Raw genomic sequence first — 18,971 nt, forward strand, 5'->3', positions numbered from 1 at the left:
GAATGGCGCGTCGGCAGCATCGCTACGTCGGATTTGTGGCCCTTGGCCTGGCGATGCTTTCGCCGGCAGCAGGCAATGCACAGGATCCGGATGATCTCGCGCCGTACAAGATGCTGCGGTCGCTGCAATTCGTGCAGGATTCCGTCGTCAGCGGCGATCATTCGGCCGGCGAGATGCAGCGCTTCATGCTGGGCACGATCGACGAGCGGTTGCGCACTGTCGATCCTTCGACGTTCGACGACGACCGCAATGTCGACGCAGCGCTGATCTACGCGATGAGCGGCGGCAATCCCCAGACGCTCGAATATCTGATCGCCCACGACGTCAACGGCTATTTCGACAACCGCGTCACCGATGTGCTGCGCAAATATCTGAGCGGCAAGGGGCTGCTTGTCGCCAAGACGCTGGAGGAGACGGCCAGGGAATATCGCGACAAGAAGATCGGCCCCTACCTTGCGCTGATCGGCGGCAACGTGCTGATCGCGACGAAACCGACAGACGCGCTGGATCTCTACGACCAGGCGCGTCTTGCAGCACCCGGTACGATCGTCGAGGAAGCGGCGTTGCGCCGCTCCGTAGCCATCTGCGTCGACAAGGGCATGCTCGACAAGGGAATGGCCTATTCGCAGCGTTATGTCAGACGCTTCCTGCATTCGCCCTATGCCAGCCAGTTCGCCGATCTTTTCGTCACGCTCGTCGTCGGCCACGATCACGACGTGAAACCGCAGGACGTCGTCGATATCCTCTCCTTCATGGACGCTCCGCGCCAGCGCGAGGTCTATCTGCGCATCGCCCGCGCCGCCGCGATATCAGGCAAGCCGGAGCTGGCGCGCATGGCGGTCGGACGGGTGCAATCGCTTGGCGCCGGCACCGACAATGCCTTCGGTCCGCTCGCGGATTTCTATGGCGGCATGGCCGGCCTTCCCACAGAGGATATCGACCAGGCGGCGAAGAATGTCAGCGGCATCGACGGCAACACACTTTCGCCGCGGGATCAGGCGCTGCAGGAGGCCGCGCGATCCGTTGCCGAGCAGATCCTGCGCGCTCCCGACCCGGCAAGCTTGACGCAAGCCTCCAACCCTAACACTGATCATCAAGAAATCACTTCTGAAAAGGCTGTGGCAATAGCCACGCAATCGGAAGCGCCAGGCGCGCTTCCCGAGCCTGTTCCGGGAGGTGTGGCATCGACTGGCCAGAGCCAGGATACCGACCCCTCATTCAACGCATTTGTGACGACCAATCGATCCAAGCTCGACGAGATCGACGGTCTTCTGGCGCAGGAAGGCAACGAACAATGATGGATATGAGCGTCTCGGGCGGAGCCCCCGGTGCGGAGTCCGCCGCGATTGCGAAATCCGCGCGACCGGCCGGAAAAGACGATGCCGCCGGCCAAAAGAACGGCTTCTCCGACGCGCTGGCCAAGGCGAGCAGCGGTACCGCCAATGATGAGCCCGACGATGCGCAGCCGGATCAGGGCGTGGTTGCCGATGGAAGCGCCGACAACTTGGCGCAGACGATCCGCGGCCGCAGCAGCGCAAAGCCATTGATCGATCTTAGCGACGCCGCGCTGAAGGCGCAGGCTGATGTTCAGCCGGCAATGATCGCCAGTGTCGACAAGGTCGCGGCAAAACCCGCAAAGGCTGAGGTCAAAGTGCCGGCCGATCTCGGCTTGGGCAAGCTCGATCCGAAGGACCGTTCCGCAGATGAGGTCGCTCCGGCCGCCAAGGGCGCCAAGCACGCCAAGGGCGACGCATTGGAAACCGAGACGGACAAGACCAGCGATGACGATGACGGCGGCATTTCGGATGTTCTCGGCTTGCTGAAGCAGGAACCTGCCGATGGTGCAGTGACTTTGCCGGCGGCCGTAGCCGCGCATCACGTCTCCAAGGTCGATGAGGCTGGAACGGCCGACAAGAAGCTCGACGCCAAGATGGGCGGCCATGCGTCCGACGCCCTGGCGGCGGTCAGCAGCAACATCGAGAGCGGCAAGGCGGATGACATCAAGGTTCCCGGAGCGGAGAATGCCGAAGCCGCCGATGGCAAGACATTCAGGATCAGCCGCGCCGATGGCCGCGGCGTGTCGATGGATGTTCACATCGGTACCGATCAGGCCGGAGCGAAGGATGGCTCGAAGAAAGCCGATGTCGAAAACGTTTCGGTGCTGGAATCGCGCCGCTATATCGGCCTGATGCAGAATTCGAATTCCGCCGCCGTGACCGCTGCTCTCTCGGGGGATTCCGAATGGGCGCGCGCCATGGAGCCAAGCTCGGCGCTCTCCAACGCAGCGGAATGGACGAGCACCGGCAAGGTGGTCAATACGCTGAAGATCCAGATGAACCCGCTCGACCTCGGTCTGGTGACGGCCACCATGCGGCTGTCCGGCGACGCACTGAACGTCGACCTTAAGGTCGAAACCGGGGCGGCTTACCGTCAAATGAAGGAGGATCACGGCAAGATTCTCGAAGCTCTGCGCAGCCAGGGCTACGCGGTCGAAAACGTCACCATCAGCATGGCGCCGGTCGAGCGTTCCGACGCCGGCAACCAGGCGGGCAGCCAGGCCTCCCAGCAGCAGTCGCTCACCCAGCAGGGGCAGGGCGGCGAGGCGCGCGAGCGCCACAATCAGACGGCACAGCGGACGGACGGAGGCTTCAATGGCGCAGGCGAGACGGGTATTGAAGACGCTCGTGCTGGCGGTAGCAGCGGCACTGGCGGCGTTTACCTCTGAGGCGGCCGCTTCTACCGGCGCCTGCGAGCGCGAGATCCAGTCGGCAGCGGCCAAGTATGGCATCCCGGAAGGCATCCTCTATTCGGTCGGCCTGACGGAAACCGGCCGCAAGGGCTCGCTCTATCCCTATGCCATGAACGTCGAAGGCAAAGCGATCTTTCCGCCCTCGGAGCAGGACGCGTTGAGGCAGTTCGATGTCGCCCGCAACAGCGGCGCGAAGCTCATCGATATCGGCTGCATGCAGATCAACCATTACTTTCACGGCGAGAATTTCCGCTCCGCCGAGGAGATGTTCGACCCGCATCGCAACGTGGAATATGCTGCGAAATTCCTCCGCAACCTGCATGACCGTCATGAGACATGGACGATGGCGGTAGCTAGATACCATGCCGGCCCCAACAACAATCCGGCACAGAAGCAATATGTCTGCCGCGTCATCGCCAATCTGGTCGCCACGGGCTACGGCAAGTGGACTCCCAATGCGAGTAACTTTTGTCAAAATTGATTCAACCAAAGATAGAAGAGGCGTATTGTGACGAAACTGTGTCACAATGTGGCAGGAATCCGGCGTGAATCCTGTGCGCAAGCCATAATTAACGGACCGTTAACTTTTCCACGAAATTTTGGTGTGCATAAATAAGTGCACCCACTAGATATAGATCAAATCGCTACCCAGATCTTAATCAATTATTAGTTTCTGCCATTAACTTTAACGAGTTGTCGCCGATTCGTGCGATTCGTACCCATAGATCATCGAAGTGCCACACTGATTCGGAGGCGGACGAATGATCGTAGTGGTTGATGAGCGTGAGCTCGTGAAAGATGGATACACATCTCTGTTTGGTCGTGAGGGCATTCCCTCCACCGGCTTTGATCCAGCGGAATTCGGCGAGTGGGTACAGACCGCCGCCGATTCCGATATAGCTGCAGTCGAGGCCTTCCTGATCGGTCAGGGCCAGCGCAACTTCGAACTGCCCCGGGCGATCCGGGATCGGTCGATGGCGCCGGTGATTGCGGTCAGCGACCAGCACTCGCTCGAAAACACCCTTGCGCTGTTCGACTGCGGCGTGGACGACGTGGTGCGCAAACCGGTGCATCCCCGCGAGATCCTCGCTAGGGCGGCTGCGATCCGGCGCCGGCTGAAGGCAATCACCAATTACACAGAGATCGGCGGGATCCGCGTCTTCTCGGATGGCCGTGACCCCGAGATCAACGGCGAAGTCTTCGCGCTTCCCCGGCGCGAGCGCCGCATCCTTGAATATTTGATCGCCAATCGCGGTCGCCGGGTCACCAAGACCCAGATTTTCAACGCCATCTACGGCATCTTCGATGAAGAGGTCGAGGAGAACGTCGTCGAAAGCCACATCTCGAAGCTGCGCAAGAAGCTGCGCAAAAAGCTCGGCGTCGATCCGGTCGATTCCAAGCGCTTCCTCGGCTACTGCATTGATTGGGCCTGATTTTCTCGGCCGGGCGGCGGCGTCCGGCTGAACCTAAAAGTTGGCCTCGCAACTCGCCATGACAGACAGCTTCACGCAAGGCCCGACAAATACTCTCGTGCATAACAGGTAAAACGAGGTTTTCAGATGAGCATTTTCGGCAGCATGAAGACGGCAGTATCGGGGATGAACGCGCAGGCCAACCGCCTCAGCACCGTCGCCGACAACATCGCCAACGTTAACACCACCGGTTACAAGGCTGTGTCGACGAGCTTCTCGTCGCTGGTTCTGCCCTCCTCGGGCGGCAACTACAATTCCGGCGGCGTTCAGACCTCCGTCCGCCAAGCCGTCTCCGACCAGGGCGACATTTCCTACACCACTTCGGGTACCGATCTTGCTATCTCGGGCGATGGCTTCTTCATCGTTCAGGGTGCGGACGGCACGCCGGTTCTGACCCGCGCCGGCGACTTCACCAAGGACGACGAAGGCAACCTCGTCAACGCCGCCGGCTTTCAGCTGATGGGTTATTCCTACGACTCCGGCGCTCCTGCCGTCGTCGTCAACGGCTTCGATGGCCTCGTTCCCGTCAACGTTAACCAGGATGGCTTGACCGCCATCGCCTCGACATCGGGTGTCTTCAAGGGCAATCTCGATTCCAACGCCAAGATCGCTCCGGTCGCTCCTGCGACGCTGCCGAGCGCCAACGCCGCGACCACGACGACCGACACCAAGAAGGTCTCGATGGTCGCCTATGACCGCCTCGGCAACAAGGTGATGTACGACTTCTACTTCACGAAGCAATCAGTCGTTACGCCGCCGCCGGCAACGCCCGCTACGGCTGCCACTTGGGAAGTGGCGATGTTCCGCAACGCCAATGCGGCGGTCGGCGGAACAACCTCCTTCCCCTACACCGCCGGTGGCGCTGTCGGTACCGGAACGCTCACCTTCGACGCCAACGGCAAGATGACCTCGAGCGGCGCCGTTAACATCGTCGATACGGTGACCGGCCAGACGATCGCCATGGATTTGTCCGGCTTCACGCAGCTCGGCGCCGACTTCTCTGGTACCGGTACGCCGAACGGCCAGGCCGCGACCCCGGTGAAGGACGTCACGATCGACGGCGACGGCATCGTCTACGCCAAGTATGAAGACGGCAGCACCAAGCCGCTCTATCGGATTCCGCTCGCCAACGTCGCGAGCCCCGACAAGCTGACGCTGATGAGCGGCAACGTCTACAGCGCCAACGGCCAGTCCGGCGTCACCGTCACCGGCTTCCCGCAGACCAACGGTCTCGGCACTATCAAATCAGGCGCTCTCGAAGGTTCGAACGTCGACCTCGCCGGCGAGCTGACCGAGATGATCGAATCGCAGCGCAGCTATACCGCCAATTCCAAGGTCTTCCAGACGGGGTCCGACATTATGGACGTCCTCGTCAACCTCAAGAGATAAGCAAGGTACCGGGTAAGCCATGTCGCTCACATCCGCACTTAATACCGCACAGAGCATATTCAACAATACCGGCACGCAGAGCAGTGTCGTATCGAACAATATCTCGAATGCGGGCAACAAAGATTACGTGCGCCGGCAGGCGATGCTCACCACGTCCTTGAATGGTGCCCAGGTCGTCAAGATCGACCGGGCGCAGGAAGATGCGCTGCTGCGCCAGTACCTGAAGACATCCTCTCAGGACAGCGCCCAGCAGGCTTTGCTCGGCGGTCTCGAAGACCTCAAGTCGATCATGGGTGGCAACGACTACGAAACGTCGCCATCCACCTATCTCGGTGTTTTCCAGCAGAAGCTTCAAGCTTTCCGCACGACGCCGGGCAGCACTGTCGCCGCTCAGGGCGCCATCACCGCCGCTCAGGACGTTGCCAACTCGCTGAACAATGCCTCGCAATCCGTTCAGGACGTCCGCGCCACCGCCGACAAGCAGATCGCCACCGACGTCGATAAGCTGAATACGCTCCTCAGTGACTTCGAGAAGGCCAATAACGCGGTGAAGACCGCCACAGCCTCGGGTGCGGATGCATCCGGCGCCCTCGACGAACGCGAGAAGGCTCTCAAGCAGATTTCGCAGATCGTCGGCGTCAACGCGACGACGCGCGACAACAACGACATGGTGCTGAGCACGTCTGACGGGACGATCCTCTTCGAGACGATCCCGCGCAAGGTGACGTTCAAGTCTCAGGATGTCTACAATGCCACCATTACAGGCAATTCGGTTTATGTCGACGGTGTGGCACTTCCGCGCGGCAGCGGATCGACGACGACAGGGCAGGGGAGCCTTCAGTCTCTCCTTCAGGTCCGCGACGAGATCGCCCCGAACTTCCAGAAGCAGCTCGATGAAATTGCACGCGGCCTGGTCTCGCTCTTCAAGGAGCAGAACACGGCAGCCAGCCCGACCTATGTGCCCGGCCTCTTCACCTGGAGCGGTGGCACGGTCGATACGGGCGGCACTGCTGTTGCCGGCATGGCGTCGACCATCAGCGTCAGCAGCCGTGTGATCACCGCGCAGGGCGGCGACCCGATGCGCCTGCGCGATGGCGGCATCAATGCCACCGGTCTCGTCCTCAATACTACCGGCGTCAGCGGTTATACGGCTGAACTTGATCGCCTCTATACGGCGATGAGTTCCGACATGGATTTTGACCCGGCAACGGGAACGACGGTCGGTTTCGACGCCACGACGGGCATCGATTCGAACGTCAGCATCATGGAATACGCCACGAATTCCCTCGGCTGGCTCGAGCAGTACCGCAGCAACGCGACGACGGCTGCGGAAAACACCTCGGCGGCGCTGTCGCGTTCCGACGAAGCCTATTCCAATGAGACCGGCGTCAACCTCGACGAGGAGCTGACGCTGCTCCTCGACATAGAGCAGTCCTACAAGGCGGCGACCAAGATCCTGAACGCCGTTGACGAAATGTTGAAGTCATTGCTGGATATTGCGAGTTAAGCCATGAAGAGCTCATTTATTTCAAGTTCGGCCATTCAGAACGCGATGCGGTTGACGATCCGTCAGGCGCAGAACCAGATGACGAAGGCAACGATGGAAGCGACGACGGGAGTCTATGCGGATATCGGTGTCTCGCTCGGCGGCAACGCCGCCAGGAGCGTCGACTTCAGCCGCGAGGTCGACAGGATAGCTTCGATCAAAGCAAGCAATTCGCTTGTCACCGCACGCATGGAATCCTCGCAGCTCGGCCTTTCCAAGATGAAGGACGTCGGCGACGGCCTCGTTTCGAAGCTGACGGCGCTCCAGGGCAGCCACGATCCGGGCAGCGTCACCGTCGCCATCCAGTCCGCCACCAGCGCCCTGTCCACCATGATGGACACCGCCAATACCATGGTGAACGGCGAATATCTGTTTTCGGGCATCAACACCGACGTGCAGCCGCTGACCGACAAGACCACCGCGACGAGCGCAGCCATCGTCACGCAGTTGAATGCCTACGCCGCCGCTCTTGTCCCGCCGAAGGCGGTCAGTGACCTCACCGGCGCCGAAATGGAGACCTTCATCACCACGACGGTAGAGCCGATGTTCAATCAGGCGGCCTGGACCAACTCGACGACCGGCTGGTCGCAGGCATCGAGCCAGAACATGACGAGCCGCATCAGCAACTCGGAAGTGATCGAATCCTCGACCAACGCCAATTCCGAGGGCATGCGCTACTTCGCGCTCGCCTCGGTGATGACCTCGGCGCTGTTGGGCCAGAACCTCAGCAGCGATGCGATGAGCACGGTGTCCAAGCAGGCGATCAGCTATACGACGAAGGCGACCAGCGGCCTTGTAACGCAGGCAAGCCAGCTCGGCCTTTCCCAGGAGCGCGTCAAGAAGTCCAACGACGCTCTCGACGCCCAGTCGAACATCATCAAGAACAAGCTGGTCGATCTCCAGGGTGTCGATCCCTACGAAGCCTCGACCCTCGTCAAGACTTTGGAAACGCAGCTTGAAACCGCTTACACGATCGTCTCGAAGATCCAGCAGTTGAGTCTTGTAAACTACCTTTGATGAGCAAAGGCGCGCAATAAAGAAGGATGCATGAATGTATCAGTTCTCATATGCCGAAGTCATGCAGGACTCGGTGGCCGACGCGAAAGAGCGGGAATGGCAGGTTCTTGACCGGTCCATAGACCTGCTGTCGTTGGCGCGCGAAAAGGAAAAATACGGCCGCGAAGCCATTGAAGCCCTGTTTTATACACGCCGGGTGTGGATCAGCTTCATCGAGGATCTGAAACATCCCGACAACCAGCTGGAGATCGAGCTCAGGGCCAATCTCATCTCGATCGCGATCTGGATATTGAAGGAATGTGACAGGATCAGAAAACGTCAGTCCAATAACTACCAGGGCATCATCGACGTTACCACCATCATCAGGGATGGACTTAAATGAAAAGTACACTTCGAATTTCTCTGAAAGCCGGAGAAAGAATCTTCATCAACGGCGCCGTCCTGCGCGTCGACCGCAAGGTCGCGCTGGAATTCCTGAATGATGTGACGTTCCTTCTCGAAAACCACGTCCTTCAGCCGGAGGGCGCCACCACGCCCCTGCGTCAGCTCTATTTCATCGCGCAGATGATCCTCATCAACCCTGAGGGCAAGGACCACTCGACGGCGATGTTCCGCAAGTCGATCACCATGCTGCTCTCCTGCTTCAAGAACGAGGAGATCCTCGCCGAACTGAAGCGCATTGATGCGCTCGTCTCGACGGGCCGCGCCTTCGATGCGCTCAAGGCGATCCGCGGCCTGTACACGATCGAAGACAGTATCCTCAACAACCACGAAATGCCGCCGACAATGGTCGAGCAGATTCGCAGGGAGATTGCACCATGGCGGTAGATGCCACATCGAGCGTGAGCACGACGGGCACTTCGAACTCCACGAGCTCGGCCCAGCAGAAGGCGACGCTGAATTACGACAACTTCCTTCAACTGCTCATCGCGCAGATGAAGAACCAGGATCCGACGGATCCGGTCGACGCCAGCGAGCAGATGTCGCAGCTGGCGAGCTTCTCGCAGGTCGAACAGACGATCCAGACCAACACAAAGCTGGACACGCTGCTCGCAAGCTCGAGCCTCACCCAGGCCAGCAGCTACGTCGGCAAATACATGGAAAGCGCCGACGGCACCGTCAAAGGCACCATCGAATCCGTCAAGGTTTATTCCGACGGAATCATAGCGACGACCACGGCTGGCGGTAATATACTGGTGCAGGCGGGAATCACTGTTGCCGACAAGGCTCCTAGCAGCGATACCTGATACGACAGCGCAGCGTGCCTTAGCGGCCCATGCGTCGAGTGATACCAACCAATGGTGGTCCGGCCGCGGCGGGGCTGCTTCAAGGCGATATGAGGTTGCCTTCGGATGAATGAAGCTGATGCATTGGATCTGTTCCAGGCGGCGATCTGGACCGTCCTGATTGCCGCGGGTCCCGCCGTCATCGTCGCGATGGCAGTGGGTCTCATCATTGCCTTGATCCAGGCGCTGACCCAGGTGCAGGAAGCAACGCTGACCTTCGTACCGAAGATCGTCGCCGTGCTGATCACGGTCGGCGTCACCGCACCTTTCGCCGGCTCGCAGATCTCCATTTTCACCAATCTGGTCTTCTCGCGCATCCAATCCGGCTTCTAGAGCAATTCCAGCAAAAGTGCGCAGCGGTTTTGCGTCCGGGATTGCGTAGAACCGCTCTGAGCCACCTTCGCGCAAGCTTCGCCATTTAACTCTCGATCCGAATTGGGCGGGCCGCATGTCCGCCTCCTCTCATGAAGAGACGGAATCGTCATGGCGCAACCACCTGCACTCCCCCTTCCAAAAGTCGCCCCGAGCCTGCGCGATGTCGGTTTTGCCCTTGGCATCATCGGCATCATCTGCATTCTCTTCCTGCCGATTCCGCCGTTCCTGATCGATATGGGACTGGCCTTCTCGATCGCCTTCTCGGTGCTGATCCTGATGGTCTCGCTGTGGATCCAGAAACCGCTCGATTTCTCGTCTTTCCCGACCATTCTGCTGATCGCGACGATGACCCGGCTGGCGCTGAACATCGCGACGACACGCGTCATCCTGTCCCACGGCAATGAAGGCCATGAAGCAGCGGGCGGCGTCATCGCCGGTTTCGCAAGCCTGGTGATGTCCGGCGACTTCGTCATCGGTCTGATCGTCTTCCTGATCCTCATCACCATCAACTTCATCGTCATCACCAAGGGCGCCACGCGTATCGCCGAAGTCGGCGCGCGTTTCACCCTGGATGCCATCCCCGGCAAGCAGATGTCGATCGACGCCGACCTTTCGGCCGGCATTATCGACGAAAAGGAAGCCCAGCGCCGGCGCAAGGAACTCGAGGAAGAAAGCTCCTTCTTCGGCGCGATGGACGGTGCGTCGAAGTTCGTGCGCGGCGATGCCGTCGCCGGCCTCATCATTACCTGCATCAACGTCTTCGGCGGCATCATCATCGGCTACTTCCGCCACGGCATGCCGATCGGCGAAGCGGCCGACGTCTTCGTCAAGCTCTCCGTAGGCGACGGCCTCGTTTCGCAGATGCCCGCCCTGATCGTTTCGCTCGCCGCCGGCCTTCTTGTCTCTCGCGGCGGCACCGTCGGCTCCACCGACCAGGCGGTCGTCAACCAGTTGAGCGGTTATCCCCGCGCGCTTTCCGTCTCGGCCGTATTGATGTTCGTCCTGGCCCTGATGCCGGGCCTGCCGTTTGTCCCCTTCGTGGTCCTCGGCGGTCTTCTCGCTTTCGGCGCCTGGTTCATCCCGCGTCAGGTCGAAGCTGAAAACAAGCTTCGCCGCGAGCAGGAAGAAAAGAAGGTCGTCCAGAACAAGGAGCTGGAAAAGGATTCGGTCAAGTCGGTGCTGCGCACCTCGGAGATCGAGCTCGCACTCGGCAAGATGGTCTCGACGCGCCTGCTCGGCGCCCATCAGGAGCTCGCCTTCCGTGTCGGCAAGATGCGCAAGAAGTTCGCCACGCAATACGGTTTCGTCGTACCCGAGATCAAGGTGACCGACGATATCGCCATCGCCGAGAAGTCCTATCAGATCCGCATCCACGGCACGACGGTCGCCTCCAACCTGCTTCGCGTCGGCGAAGTCCTCGTCGTGACCGGCGCCGGCCGCCGGCCGAGCATTCCCGGCGATGAAATCCGTGAACCCGCTTTCGGTATGCCTGCCGTCTCGATCCTCGAAAACTTCGCCGACGATCTGAAACGCGAGGGCTTCCAGCCGATCGACAACGTCTCCGTCGTGCTGACCCATATGAGCGAGGTCATCCGCAACAACCTGCCGCAGCTTCTGTCCTACAAGGACGTGAAGGTGCTGATCGATCGGCTCGATCCCGAATACAAGAAGCTTGCCGACGAGATCTGCTCGTCGCACATGTCCTATTCGGGCCTGCAGGCGGTGCTCAAGCTGCTGCTTGCCGAGCGCGTCTCGATCCGCAACCTGCATCTCATCCTCGAAGCGGTGGCCGAGCTCGCCCCACATGTCAGGAAGACCGAGCAGATCGTCGAGCATGTCCGCATCCGCATGGCCCAGCAGCTCTGCGGCGACCTGGCCGACAACGGCGTGCTGCGCGTCCTGCGGCTGGGCAGCAAATGGGATCTGGCTTTCCACCAGGCGCTGAAGCGCGACGCCAAGGGCGAGGTGATCGAATTCGACATCGATCCGCGCAGCCTGGAAGAGTTCAGCGAGCAGGCCACCAAAGTTATCCGTGAGTTCATGGATCGCGGCCTGCCATTCGCCCTTGTCACGTCGCCTGAAACACGCTCCTATGTGCGCATGATCATCGAACGGCTGTTCGCCACGCTCCCGGTCCTGTCGCATGTGGAACTGGCCAAGGGCATCGAGATAAAGATTTTGGGCTCTATTTCATGATAACAGACCCGCAAGGGACCGTTCTCGCGCTGTTTCTGGTTTTCTGCCGGATCGGTGGCTGTGTGCTGGCTCTTCCGGGTTTTTCCTCGGCGCGCGTGCCCGAACAGCTGCGCGTCTTCATCGCCGGCGCGCTCTCGATCGCTGTCATGCCGCTGCTCTGGGACACTGTCTACCCGGCCGTTCACACAAGTTCGGGAACCTATATCGGACTGATCTTCAGCGAATCGCTGATCGGCGTGATGTACGGCATGCTGGCGAGGATCTACACGATCGGCATGCAATTCGCCGCGACGATCATCGCGATGATGGTCGGCTACACTCAGCCGGGTTCCGCCGATATCCTCGAAGACACGCCGGAGACCAGCCTTTCCGGCTTCATTACCTTTGCCGGCATCATGATTCTCTTCATCATGGATTTTCATCACATCGTCTTCCGCGCGCTGATCGATTCCTACACGACCATGCCTTTCGGCGGCCTGATGCAGATGCGCGCGACGCTGATCTCCTTCACCGACACGCTGGAGCAGACCACCTACATCATGCTGCGGCTGTCGAGCCCGTTTTTGATCTACGGCATGATCTTCAACGTCTCGATCGGTTTCATCAACAAGCTGGCGCCGCAGATCCCGGTCTACTTCATTTCCACGCCCTATCTGCTGATGGGCGGGCTCTTCCTGATCTATTTCTCGATTGCGGCGTTGCTCAGCCAGTTCGGCCAGTCCTTCGGCTCGATTTATATCGGGCGATGAGGCTGATATGATCGAAAAGAAGCGCTCCCAGAAGCTCAAGCGACTGCTCTCGGTGCAGCGGCATATCGAACGAATGGCCGAGAACGACCTGGCCGAAACCAGCCGTCAGCGTGTCGAGGTCAACGCGGCGATGGACGACGTCATCATCGCGCTCGGCTCGATGGACCCCGTCCACCACGCATTCTCGCAGAATTACGCCGACCGATTCGGCAGGCTCAGCATCAAGGACCAGCAACTGACCGGCATGCAGCAGATCCACGAGATGCGGCTGGCGCGCGAGCGCGCCAAGGGCGACCGCTTTGAAGAGGGCATGCAGGAAGCCCTCGACGCCGAGCGCCGCGAGGCCGATGACAACGCCGTCTACGATGTCATCGACCAGCAATTCGCAACGCCAGCCTCCAGCAAGCTTCAAAAACCATAGTCGTTACGATCATAAATTCAGAGGATTGTAACGTGGCTATTTCGCCCCCCAGTGATCTGGTCCTGGACGTTGTCAAAGCTGCCGACCCCATGGAGGTTCAGGCGGCCCAGGAAAAGTTGAAGGCAAATCGTGCGGCCTTTGCCGCAACGAGTCTCGCCGAGAATGGCAAGGGCTTCTCCAATACGGTCGACGTTCTCGACCATATCGGCCAGAAGAGCGGCCTCGCCAACATCCAGAACCGCACCAAGGCCGAGGAAGTTCCGGAAAGCTACCGGAAGTTCGAAGCCATGGTCTTGCAGAATTTCGTCAAGTCCATGCTGCCGAGCGAAAGCGAAGATGTCTACGGCAAGGGCGCGACCGGCGATATCTGGAAAGGCATGATGGCCGAACAGCTCGGCAACACCATGGCCAAGGGTGACGGCATCGGTATTGCCAAGCAGATGTACAGCGAGCAGTTGCGCCGGCAGGAAGGCAAGATCGTCAATGCCTCGACCGATGACGATGACCGCAACACCGCGCTCAGCATGATCGATGACTTCCAGCGCAAGACTTTTGGCACGCCGACCGCCGAAGCCAAGTCCGATAGAACAGGATGACTTTAGGCCCGTTGGCCTAAAATCTGAATCTTGTTCTCAATTAAATAGTTAGAGCATGATGTCGTCCGAAAACCGCGCACGGCATCATGCTCTAAGCGACGCATAACCGGGGGTACAATGGAAATAGTTTCGAACGAATACAGGATCAAATCCGTTCTCGGACGCCTCGAAATGATCATCGACAATGAGAACACCCGGATCGGCAACGATCCGCAGTTCGATCTCAAGGTCTCCAATGCGCATAAGAGCCGCTGCCTCTACGAGCTGTCGATGCTTTTCCGCGACACCGATCCGGCCGAGCTTGCCGCTGCCCATCTCGATCAGCTGCACGGCCTGAAGAAGAAACTGGTTCTCAATGCCCGTCGCGTCGAGGCGCATCTCGAAGCGGTTCGCGCCGTGGCCGACCTCCTGAAGAACGCAGTTCAGGACGCCGATGCCGACGGCACCTATTCCCAGGAACAATTCGCCGCGCGTGGAAACTGATGATCAAGCTCGTCCTCACCGGTGTCTGGGTTTGCGCCATCACCTTGGCATCGGTCTATTTCTCGGTGTACCTGGCGACCGCGCCGGCGCCGGCGGCAACGGATTCCAAGCAGAACGCGCTCGAACTGGTGAAGGGCGAAACGATCACGGTACCGATCATCGGTAACGGTGCGATCACCGGTTACTTCCTCGGCCGCGTTTCGTTCATGATGAACAAGGACATGCTGAAAGGCGTGACATTGCCGCTGAGCGAGATGACGACGGACGAGCTTTTCAGCCTGCTCGTCGGCAACAAGATGGTCGATATCGCCCACATCAAATCCTTCGATCCGAACGCCTTCCGCGAGGAGATCAAGAAGGGCATGAACGAGCGTTTGGGTGGCGAATACGTCGCCGACGTGATGCTGGAGCAGCTCGACTATCTCTCCAAGGAAGAGGTCAAGGAAAGCTCCGCCGGTCAGCCGAAGAAGGTCGGCACACCCGTCAAGATCGTCGAGACCGTACCGGCCGGTGAAGCCCCGGCGCCAGCGGCCCACTAAGGACCATCACATCATTGACGACAAACGGCGCCTGATGGCGCCGTTTGTCGTTGGCGCGCGTGGTTAATAAACCACTTATGCGAGCATGGAAATTCAAGGAATTTTCCTAAGGGTTGTTTGAAGCCGTCCTGTTATATCAGGTGTCACAGCTTGGCATGCGCCGCTTATCCGGGATTCGGAGCGACGCGTCCCGGCGGGACGCGACCGGTCCTTTCGAGACCTCCGGTGCGGAAATATGGGCTTGTTTTCCGGGATGTCGGGCGCATGCAGCACCCTCGGCAGGAGGTAGGAATGAATCTGATTGCAAACTTCGCGGTGCTCGCATCGCGGCGGACGATCTTCGATCTGCCGGTCTGCGATCTCGGCTGGGACGACGCCCTCGTTTTCATCAACGAGCTGGCCTCCATTCCCGTCGGCCAGACCGTGGTTTGTTTCGTCAACGCCCATAACATGCTGACCACGCTGCGCGACGACGAATATTACCGGATCATGTCGCACAATCTGGTGCTGCCGGATGGCATCGGCCTCAACATCGCATCGCAGATCGCCCATGGTTCGCCGTTTCCGGCCAATCTCAACGGCACCGATTTCGTGCCGGCCTTCCTGACTTTCATGGAGGCCCCGCGCCGCATCGGCCTCATCGGCGGCAAGCGTTCGGTCGTCGAGGCGGCGGCGGAAAATTTCCGCAGGCACACGCCCTGGCACGAATTCGTCGTCGTTTCCGACGGTTACTTCGACAAGGTCGATCCCACTGATGTCATCGAGGAGCTCGAGCGCCAGAAGGTCGATATCCTGATCGTTGGCATGGGGACGCCGCTGCAGGAGAAGTGGGTTCACGATCATATTCGCACCGATCATGCGCGTCTGGTGTTGACGGTGGGCGCTCTCTTCGACTTCGTCTCAGGCGCCGTCCCACGCGCGCCGAGGACGGTGCGGATGATGCGCCTGGAATGGGCCTATCGCCTGCTGCAGGAGCCGGCGCGCCTCTGGCGCCGTTATGTCATCGGCATCCCGGTCTTCCTCTTCCATGTCCTGCGCTATCGCTTCCGCCGGCGTGAAAGGATCCTCAGCTATCCGGAAGAGCACGGCAGCGCGCTGCAGCCGCAGTCGGATCGCAAGAAGGCGAGCTGACCCACAGCGCCGCGCGTCTTTTGAGACGCGCAAAGGACGCTGCAGCACTTTAAATTGCCGCATAGTTTTATCCTCAAATCGTTTCCGATTTAAGGGACTATGCTTAGTTCTTACCCGCTGCGGTTAACCATTTCTTTGCCATGATTATTTAGAGTGGCTTAATCATCTGCGTCCGTGCGGATGAGCGAACTCGGCCATCATGTGCATGAGATGTGGCGCAAATGTACGATATCAGGGCCAGAAACAGCTTCCAGGATCGCGCAGCCGCAGGGCCGCGTGCCCATGAGGGTTCCTTCGGGGTGCCCCGGTCGAGCCGGCCTGATATTGCGCCGCCCGAGGCCGAATTGCTGCGCGCCATCGGCCGGGTGCTGGAGGAGCAGCGCGCCAGGGCGGCGCGCACCGCACCGCTGGTCGACCGCATCGAAACCATCCTCGGCAACCGCCTCCGGGCCGCCAACGACGTCGGCCATCCGCTTCTTCAGGAGCCGGCGGGCGATGAAGAGCTGAGCGTTCCGGCCGACGAGCCGATGGTCTCACAGGAACCGCTGGCCGCGATCCGTGAAGAGCCCGCCGAGCCCCGGCCGGTGCCGCGCCGCCGTGTCGGCGGCATTGGTCTTGCGACGATGGTCGCGGCCGCGACGATCGTCGGTGCGGGCCTGCCGGCGCTGATGCCGGCTTCACCGGCTCTCTATCGCGCCGAAACGACGCTTTCCGTGAAGGCGGATGCGGCAAGCCGTGCTGCGTTCACCCAGGCTGCTGCGAAAGGGCTGTTGTCGGCGCGTACGGTTGCTTCGACGGTCGCCGCCCTGAAACTCGATCATGATCCCGAATTTGCCGGCGCCAGCGCCAATGCGCTCGGCGTCGCGCTCGATCTCCTCTCGGCGACCGGTGCTGCTGCCGATCCGGCCTCGCGCGCCGAGGCGACGCTGAAGCATGCGGTCGAGATACTGCCCGATGCCGCGACAGGCACGATCCTCGTCAGGGTGACGACCGGCGACAGCGGCAAATCCATGCGCATCGCCGCCAGGCTTGCCGAAGCGGTTTCCGCAGCAGACGGCCCTGGCGGCAACGCCGAAACCGATGCCGCCTTGCGCAAAACCTATGACGAGGCGAAGGCGGAGCTTGCCGCTTTCACGGCAAAGAGCGGCGAGGGCAACGTCAAGGTGGCGATTGATCTTCGCCGCCAGATCGACCAGCTCGATGCCGATCTGAAAGCGGCCGACCAGAATATTCTTGCCGCCAAGGCGCAGACCGACCGGCTGAAGGCCGCAAAACTTGCCGAGGTGCTCGACGGTTCGTTGCCCTCCGATATGCTCTCGCCGGCGCTGCAGGACTGGCGCGACAAATATGCCGTCGCCAAGACAGCGCTTGCGCAGCTTTCCGCCGAGCTTGGCCCGCGCCATCCGCGCCTCTTGCAGCAGCAGGCCGAAACTGATGGTCTGAAGGAGAATATGGGCAAGGAGCTTGCCCGTCTTGCCCAGACTGCCAACCTCGCCGCCAAGGCCGCCGTCGATGCGCGCAAGGGCCTCAATGACCGCCGCAACACGCTGATCGCCCAGAGCCGGGATACCGGCGTCGATTTGTCACGTCTGACCGAGCTGCGCGAAAAAGCCGATGCCGCGCGCTCGCGGCTGGAAGAGGCGACGTCCGCAGCGGTGGGAGCGGCCGCCGACGGTCGTATCGTTCTCCTGAAGCCGGCACTGGCGACGGCGGTATCGGCAACGGATGGCCGGATCGCCCGCTCGCTGATCGGCGCCGCCGCGGGCCTTGTGGTCGGTCTTGCCGCGGCTTTCCTGCTGCGCCTGCGTCGGCCCGTCGCCGATCCCGCAAGGGAGAAAATGCCGGTATCCCCGCCGCAGACCGCACTGCCGCCGACGTTCGCGCAGGACCCCGCCCAAGTCGACGAGATGGAGGTGCTGCGCTCCGAGATCTCCGGCCTGCGCGACCGGCTTCGTGTTCATGCGCTCGAAGCGCGGCAGCCGTTGCGTTGAACGAACATTTCCTTGCATTTTTGATATTGCGTTGCCGCTTTCCGACAGGATAGGGCGTTAGCGGGCATTTGACGCTCGTCAACTATCCATAGATTGACGCGAAACAGGGCGGAGAGACGTGTGACGACAGTAATCGACGGCAAGAACGTAGCAGCATCGGTCATTCAGGCGGTCAAGAGTGCGACGGCAGCGCTGGAAAAGAGCAGCGGCGTCACCACCGGCCTTGCCGTCGTCATCGTCGGCGACGATCCGGCAAGCCACGCCTATGTCGGTTCCAAGAGCCGCATGGCCAAGGAATGCGGCTTCAAATCCGTCCAGCACACGTTGCCGGCCGAGACGAAGCAGGAGGAGCTGGCAGCCCTCGTCGCCACCCTCAATGCCGATCCGTCGATCCACGGCATCCTGGTGCAGCTGCCCCTGCCGAAGCCGCTCGACAGCGAGGCGATCATCCAGTCGATCCTGCCGGAAAAGGATGTCGATGGCCTGAGCGTCGTCAATGCCGGCAAGCTCGCCACCGGCGACCTGAAGACCGGACTGGTCTCCTGCACGCCGGCCGGCGCCATGGTTTTCGTCCGCCGCACCCATGGCGAGGATCTGTCCGGCCTCAACGCCGTCGTCATCGGCCGCTCCAACCTGTTCGGCAAGCCGATGGCGCAATTGCTGCTCAACGCCAATGCGACCGTGACGATCGCTCATTCCAGGACCAAGAATCTCGCCGAGGTCTGCCGCAACGCCGATATCCTGGTGGCCGCCGTCGGCCGGCCGGAGATGGTCAGGGCCGATTGGGTCAAATCAGGTGCGACGGTCATCGACGTCGGCATCAACCGGGTGCCAGCCCCCGAAAGAGGCGAGGGCAAGACCCGGCTCGTCGGCGACGTCGCCTTCGAGGAGGTCTCCGCGGTCGCCAGCACCATCACCCCGGTTCCCGGCGGCGTCGGGCCGATGACCATCGCCATGCTGATGGCGAACACCGTCATCGCCGCCCATCGCACCGCAGGGCAGACACCGCCGCAGTTTTGACTAGACCAGAA

General features: G+C 60.7%; 20 protein-coding genes. All 20 read left to right on the forward strand.

Annotated features, from left to right (window positions below; all coding sequences use genetic code 11):
- Nucleotides 1-2: 2 nt before the first annotated feature.
- Entirely contained in the window at nucleotides 3-1,298 is a 1,296-nt protein-coding gene (gene motC, locus AB8B31_RS01980) for a chemotaxis protein MotC (RefSeq protein WP_130728887.1), read from the forward strand.
- Complete coding sequence (fliK, locus tag AB8B31_RS01985; RefSeq protein ID WP_131703065.1) at nucleotides 1,295-2,725, forward strand: flagellar hook-length control protein FliK; 1,431 nt, start codon at nucleotides 1,295-1,297, stop codon at nucleotides 2,723-2,725. The genes motC and fliK overlap by 4 nt, the downstream gene beginning before the upstream one ends.
- Complete coding sequence (locus AB8B31_RS01990; RefSeq protein ID WP_018244826.1) at nucleotides 2,673-3,230, forward strand: transglycosylase SLT domain-containing protein; 558 nt, start codon at nucleotides 2,673-2,675, stop codon at nucleotides 3,228-3,230. The genes fliK and AB8B31_RS01990 overlap by 53 nt, the downstream gene beginning before the upstream one ends.
- A 280-nt stretch (nucleotides 3,231-3,510) precedes the next feature.
- Nucleotides 3,511-4,182, forward strand: coding sequence for a transcriptional activator Rem (rem, locus tag AB8B31_RS01995; protein WP_003545558.1), 672 nt, complete (start codon nucleotides 3,511-3,513; stop codon nucleotides 4,180-4,182).
- A 126-nt stretch (nucleotides 4,183-4,308) separates the two neighbouring features.
- Nucleotides 4,309-5,610 carry a flagellar hook protein FlgE gene (locus AB8B31_RS02000; RefSeq protein WP_018072584.1) on the forward strand — a complete coding sequence of 434 codons (1,302 nt, stop codon included), beginning with the start codon at nucleotides 4,309-4,311 and terminating at the stop codon, nucleotides 5,608-5,610.
- 19 nt (nucleotides 5,611-5,629) lie between these two features.
- Complete coding sequence (flgK, locus tag AB8B31_RS02005) at nucleotides 5,630-7,117, forward strand: flagellar hook-associated protein FlgK (RefSeq protein ID WP_018445803.1); 1,488 nt, start codon at nucleotides 5,630-5,632, stop codon at nucleotides 7,115-7,117.
- Nucleotides 7,118-7,120: 3 nt separating this feature from the next.
- Nucleotides 7,121-8,173: a flagellar hook-associated family protein gene (locus AB8B31_RS02010; protein WP_131647260.1), complete on the forward strand. Its 1,053-nt coding sequence runs from the start codon at nucleotides 7,121-7,123 to the stop codon at nucleotides 8,171-8,173.
- 34 nt (nucleotides 8,174-8,207) lie between these two features.
- A complete protein-coding gene (gene flaF, locus AB8B31_RS02015) occupies nucleotides 8,208-8,555 on the forward strand; it encodes a flagellar biosynthesis regulator FlaF (RefSeq protein ID WP_003545562.1) in 348 nt (115 codons plus the stop codon).
- Nucleotides 8,552-9,001 carry a flagellar biosynthesis repressor FlbT gene (flbT, locus tag AB8B31_RS02020; RefSeq protein ID WP_018244830.1) on the forward strand — a complete coding sequence of 150 codons (450 nt, stop codon included), beginning with the start codon at nucleotides 8,552-8,554 and terminating at the stop codon, nucleotides 8,999-9,001. Before flaF ends, flbT begins: the two co-directional genes overlap by 4 nt.
- The gene (flgD, locus tag AB8B31_RS02025) at nucleotides 8,992-9,420 is read left to right on the forward strand and encodes a flagellar hook assembly protein FlgD (protein WP_018244831.1); all 429 of its coding nucleotides are present in this window, start codon (nucleotides 8,992-8,994) and stop codon (nucleotides 9,418-9,420) included. The genes flbT and flgD overlap by 10 nt, the downstream gene beginning before the upstream one ends.
- A 105-nt stretch (nucleotides 9,421-9,525) precedes the next feature.
- A complete protein-coding gene (gene fliQ / locus AB8B31_RS02030; protein WP_017967052.1) occupies nucleotides 9,526-9,792 on the forward strand; it encodes a flagellar biosynthesis protein FliQ in 267 nt (88 codons plus the stop codon).
- 150 nt (nucleotides 9,793-9,942) lie between these two features.
- A complete protein-coding gene (gene flhA / locus AB8B31_RS02035; RefSeq protein ID WP_018445802.1) occupies nucleotides 9,943-12,030 on the forward strand; it encodes a flagellar biosynthesis protein FlhA in 2,088 nt (695 codons plus the stop codon).
- The gene (fliR, locus tag AB8B31_RS02040) at nucleotides 12,027-12,779 is read left to right on the forward strand and encodes a flagellar biosynthetic protein FliR (protein ID WP_018244833.1); all 753 of its coding nucleotides are present in this window, start codon (nucleotides 12,027-12,029) and stop codon (nucleotides 12,777-12,779) included. Before flhA ends, fliR begins: the two co-directional genes overlap by 4 nt.
- Nucleotides 12,780-12,786: 7 nt before the next feature.
- The gene (locus tag AB8B31_RS02045) at nucleotides 12,787-13,200 is read left to right on the forward strand and encodes a hypothetical protein (RefSeq protein WP_018244834.1); all 414 of its coding nucleotides are present in this window, start codon (nucleotides 12,787-12,789) and stop codon (nucleotides 13,198-13,200) included.
- Between the two features lie 32 nt (nucleotides 13,201-13,232).
- Nucleotides 13,233-13,796 carry a rod-binding protein gene (locus AB8B31_RS02050; RefSeq protein WP_018244835.1) on the forward strand — a complete coding sequence of 188 codons (564 nt, stop codon included), beginning with the start codon at nucleotides 13,233-13,235 and terminating at the stop codon, nucleotides 13,794-13,796.
- 117 nt (nucleotides 13,797-13,913) lie between these two features.
- The gene (locus tag AB8B31_RS02055) at nucleotides 13,914-14,279 is read left to right on the forward strand and encodes a hypothetical protein (protein WP_003556590.1); all 366 of its coding nucleotides are present in this window, start codon (nucleotides 13,914-13,916) and stop codon (nucleotides 14,277-14,279) included.
- Nucleotides 14,279-14,818: a hypothetical protein gene (locus AB8B31_RS02060; protein WP_131703063.1), complete on the forward strand. Its 540-nt coding sequence runs from the start codon at nucleotides 14,279-14,281 to the stop codon at nucleotides 14,816-14,818. The genes AB8B31_RS02055 and AB8B31_RS02060 overlap by 1 nt, the downstream gene beginning before the upstream one ends.
- Nucleotides 14,819-15,109: 291 nt before the next feature.
- On the forward strand, nucleotides 15,110-15,949 hold the full coding sequence (locus AB8B31_RS02065) for a WecB/TagA/CpsF family glycosyltransferase (RefSeq protein ID WP_018445798.1): 840 nt from the start codon (nucleotides 15,110-15,112) through the stop codon (nucleotides 15,947-15,949).
- A gap of 221 nt (nucleotides 15,950-16,170) precedes the next feature.
- A complete protein-coding gene (locus AB8B31_RS02070) occupies nucleotides 16,171-17,940 on the forward strand; it encodes a succinoglycan biosynthesis protein exop (protein ID WP_131703062.1) in 1,770 nt (589 codons plus the stop codon).
- A 120-nt stretch (nucleotides 17,941-18,060) separates the two neighbouring features.
- Nucleotides 18,061-18,960 (forward strand): bifunctional methylenetetrahydrofolate dehydrogenase/methenyltetrahydrofolate cyclohydrolase FolD, encoded by a 900-nt coding sequence (gene folD / locus AB8B31_RS02075; protein WP_131703061.1) that lies wholly within the window; start codon nucleotides 18,061-18,063, stop codon nucleotides 18,958-18,960.
- Nucleotides 18,961-18,971: the final 11 nt, after the last annotated feature.

Origin of the sequence: Rhizobium sp. 62_C5_N11_2, from assembly GCF_051811185.1 — a bacterium.
Classification (GTDB): Bacteria; Pseudomonadota; Alphaproteobacteria; order Rhizobiales; family Rhizobiaceae; genus Rhizobium; species Rhizobium leguminosarum.

What these genes read in the sequence shown, in the direction of transcription:
- motC (WP_130728887.1), top strand. Translation starts at nt 3, where the DNA reads ATGGCGCGTCGGCAGCATCGCTACGTCGGATTTGTGGCCCTTGGCCTG.
- fliK (WP_131703065.1), top strand. Translation starts at nt 1,295, where the DNA reads ATGATGGATATGAGCGTCTCGGGCGGAGCCCCCGGTGCGGAGTCCGCC.
- rem (WP_003545558.1), top strand. Translation starts at nt 3,511, where the DNA reads ATGATCGTAGTGGTTGATGAGCGTGAGCTCGTGAAAGATGGATACACA.
- AB8B31_RS02000 (WP_018072584.1), top strand. Translation starts at nt 4,309, where the DNA reads ATGAGCATTTTCGGCAGCATGAAGACGGCAGTATCGGGGATGAACGCG.
- flgK (WP_018445803.1), top strand. Translation starts at nt 5,630, where the DNA reads ATGTCGCTCACATCCGCACTTAATACCGCACAGAGCATATTCAACAAT.
- AB8B31_RS02010 (WP_131647260.1), top strand. Translation starts at nt 7,121, where the DNA reads ATGAAGAGCTCATTTATTTCAAGTTCGGCCATTCAGAACGCGATGCGG.
- flaF (WP_003545562.1), top strand. Translation starts at nt 8,208, where the DNA reads ATGTATCAGTTCTCATATGCCGAAGTCATGCAGGACTCGGTGGCCGAC.
- flbT (WP_018244830.1), top strand. Translation starts at nt 8,552, where the DNA reads ATGAAAAGTACACTTCGAATTTCTCTGAAAGCCGGAGAAAGAATCTTC.
- flgD (WP_018244831.1), top strand. Translation starts at nt 8,992, where the DNA reads ATGGCGGTAGATGCCACATCGAGCGTGAGCACGACGGGCACTTCGAAC.
- fliQ (WP_017967052.1), top strand. Translation starts at nt 9,526, where the DNA reads ATGAATGAAGCTGATGCATTGGATCTGTTCCAGGCGGCGATCTGGACC.
- flhA (WP_018445802.1), top strand. Translation starts at nt 9,943, where the DNA reads ATGGCGCAACCACCTGCACTCCCCCTTCCAAAAGTCGCCCCGAGCCTG.
- fliR (WP_018244833.1), top strand. Translation starts at nt 12,027, where the DNA reads ATGATAACAGACCCGCAAGGGACCGTTCTCGCGCTGTTTCTGGTTTTC.
- AB8B31_RS02045 (WP_018244834.1), top strand. Translation starts at nt 12,787, where the DNA reads ATGATCGAAAAGAAGCGCTCCCAGAAGCTCAAGCGACTGCTCTCGGTG.
- AB8B31_RS02055 (WP_003556590.1), top strand. Translation starts at nt 13,914, where the DNA reads ATGGAAATAGTTTCGAACGAATACAGGATCAAATCCGTTCTCGGACGC.
- AB8B31_RS02060 (WP_131703063.1), top strand. Translation starts at nt 14,279, where the DNA reads ATGATCAAGCTCGTCCTCACCGGTGTCTGGGTTTGCGCCATCACCTTG.
- AB8B31_RS02065 (WP_018445798.1), top strand. Translation starts at nt 15,110, where the DNA reads ATGAATCTGATTGCAAACTTCGCGGTGCTCGCATCGCGGCGGACGATC.
- AB8B31_RS02070 (WP_131703062.1), top strand. Translation starts at nt 16,171, where the DNA reads ATGTACGATATCAGGGCCAGAAACAGCTTCCAGGATCGCGCAGCCGCA.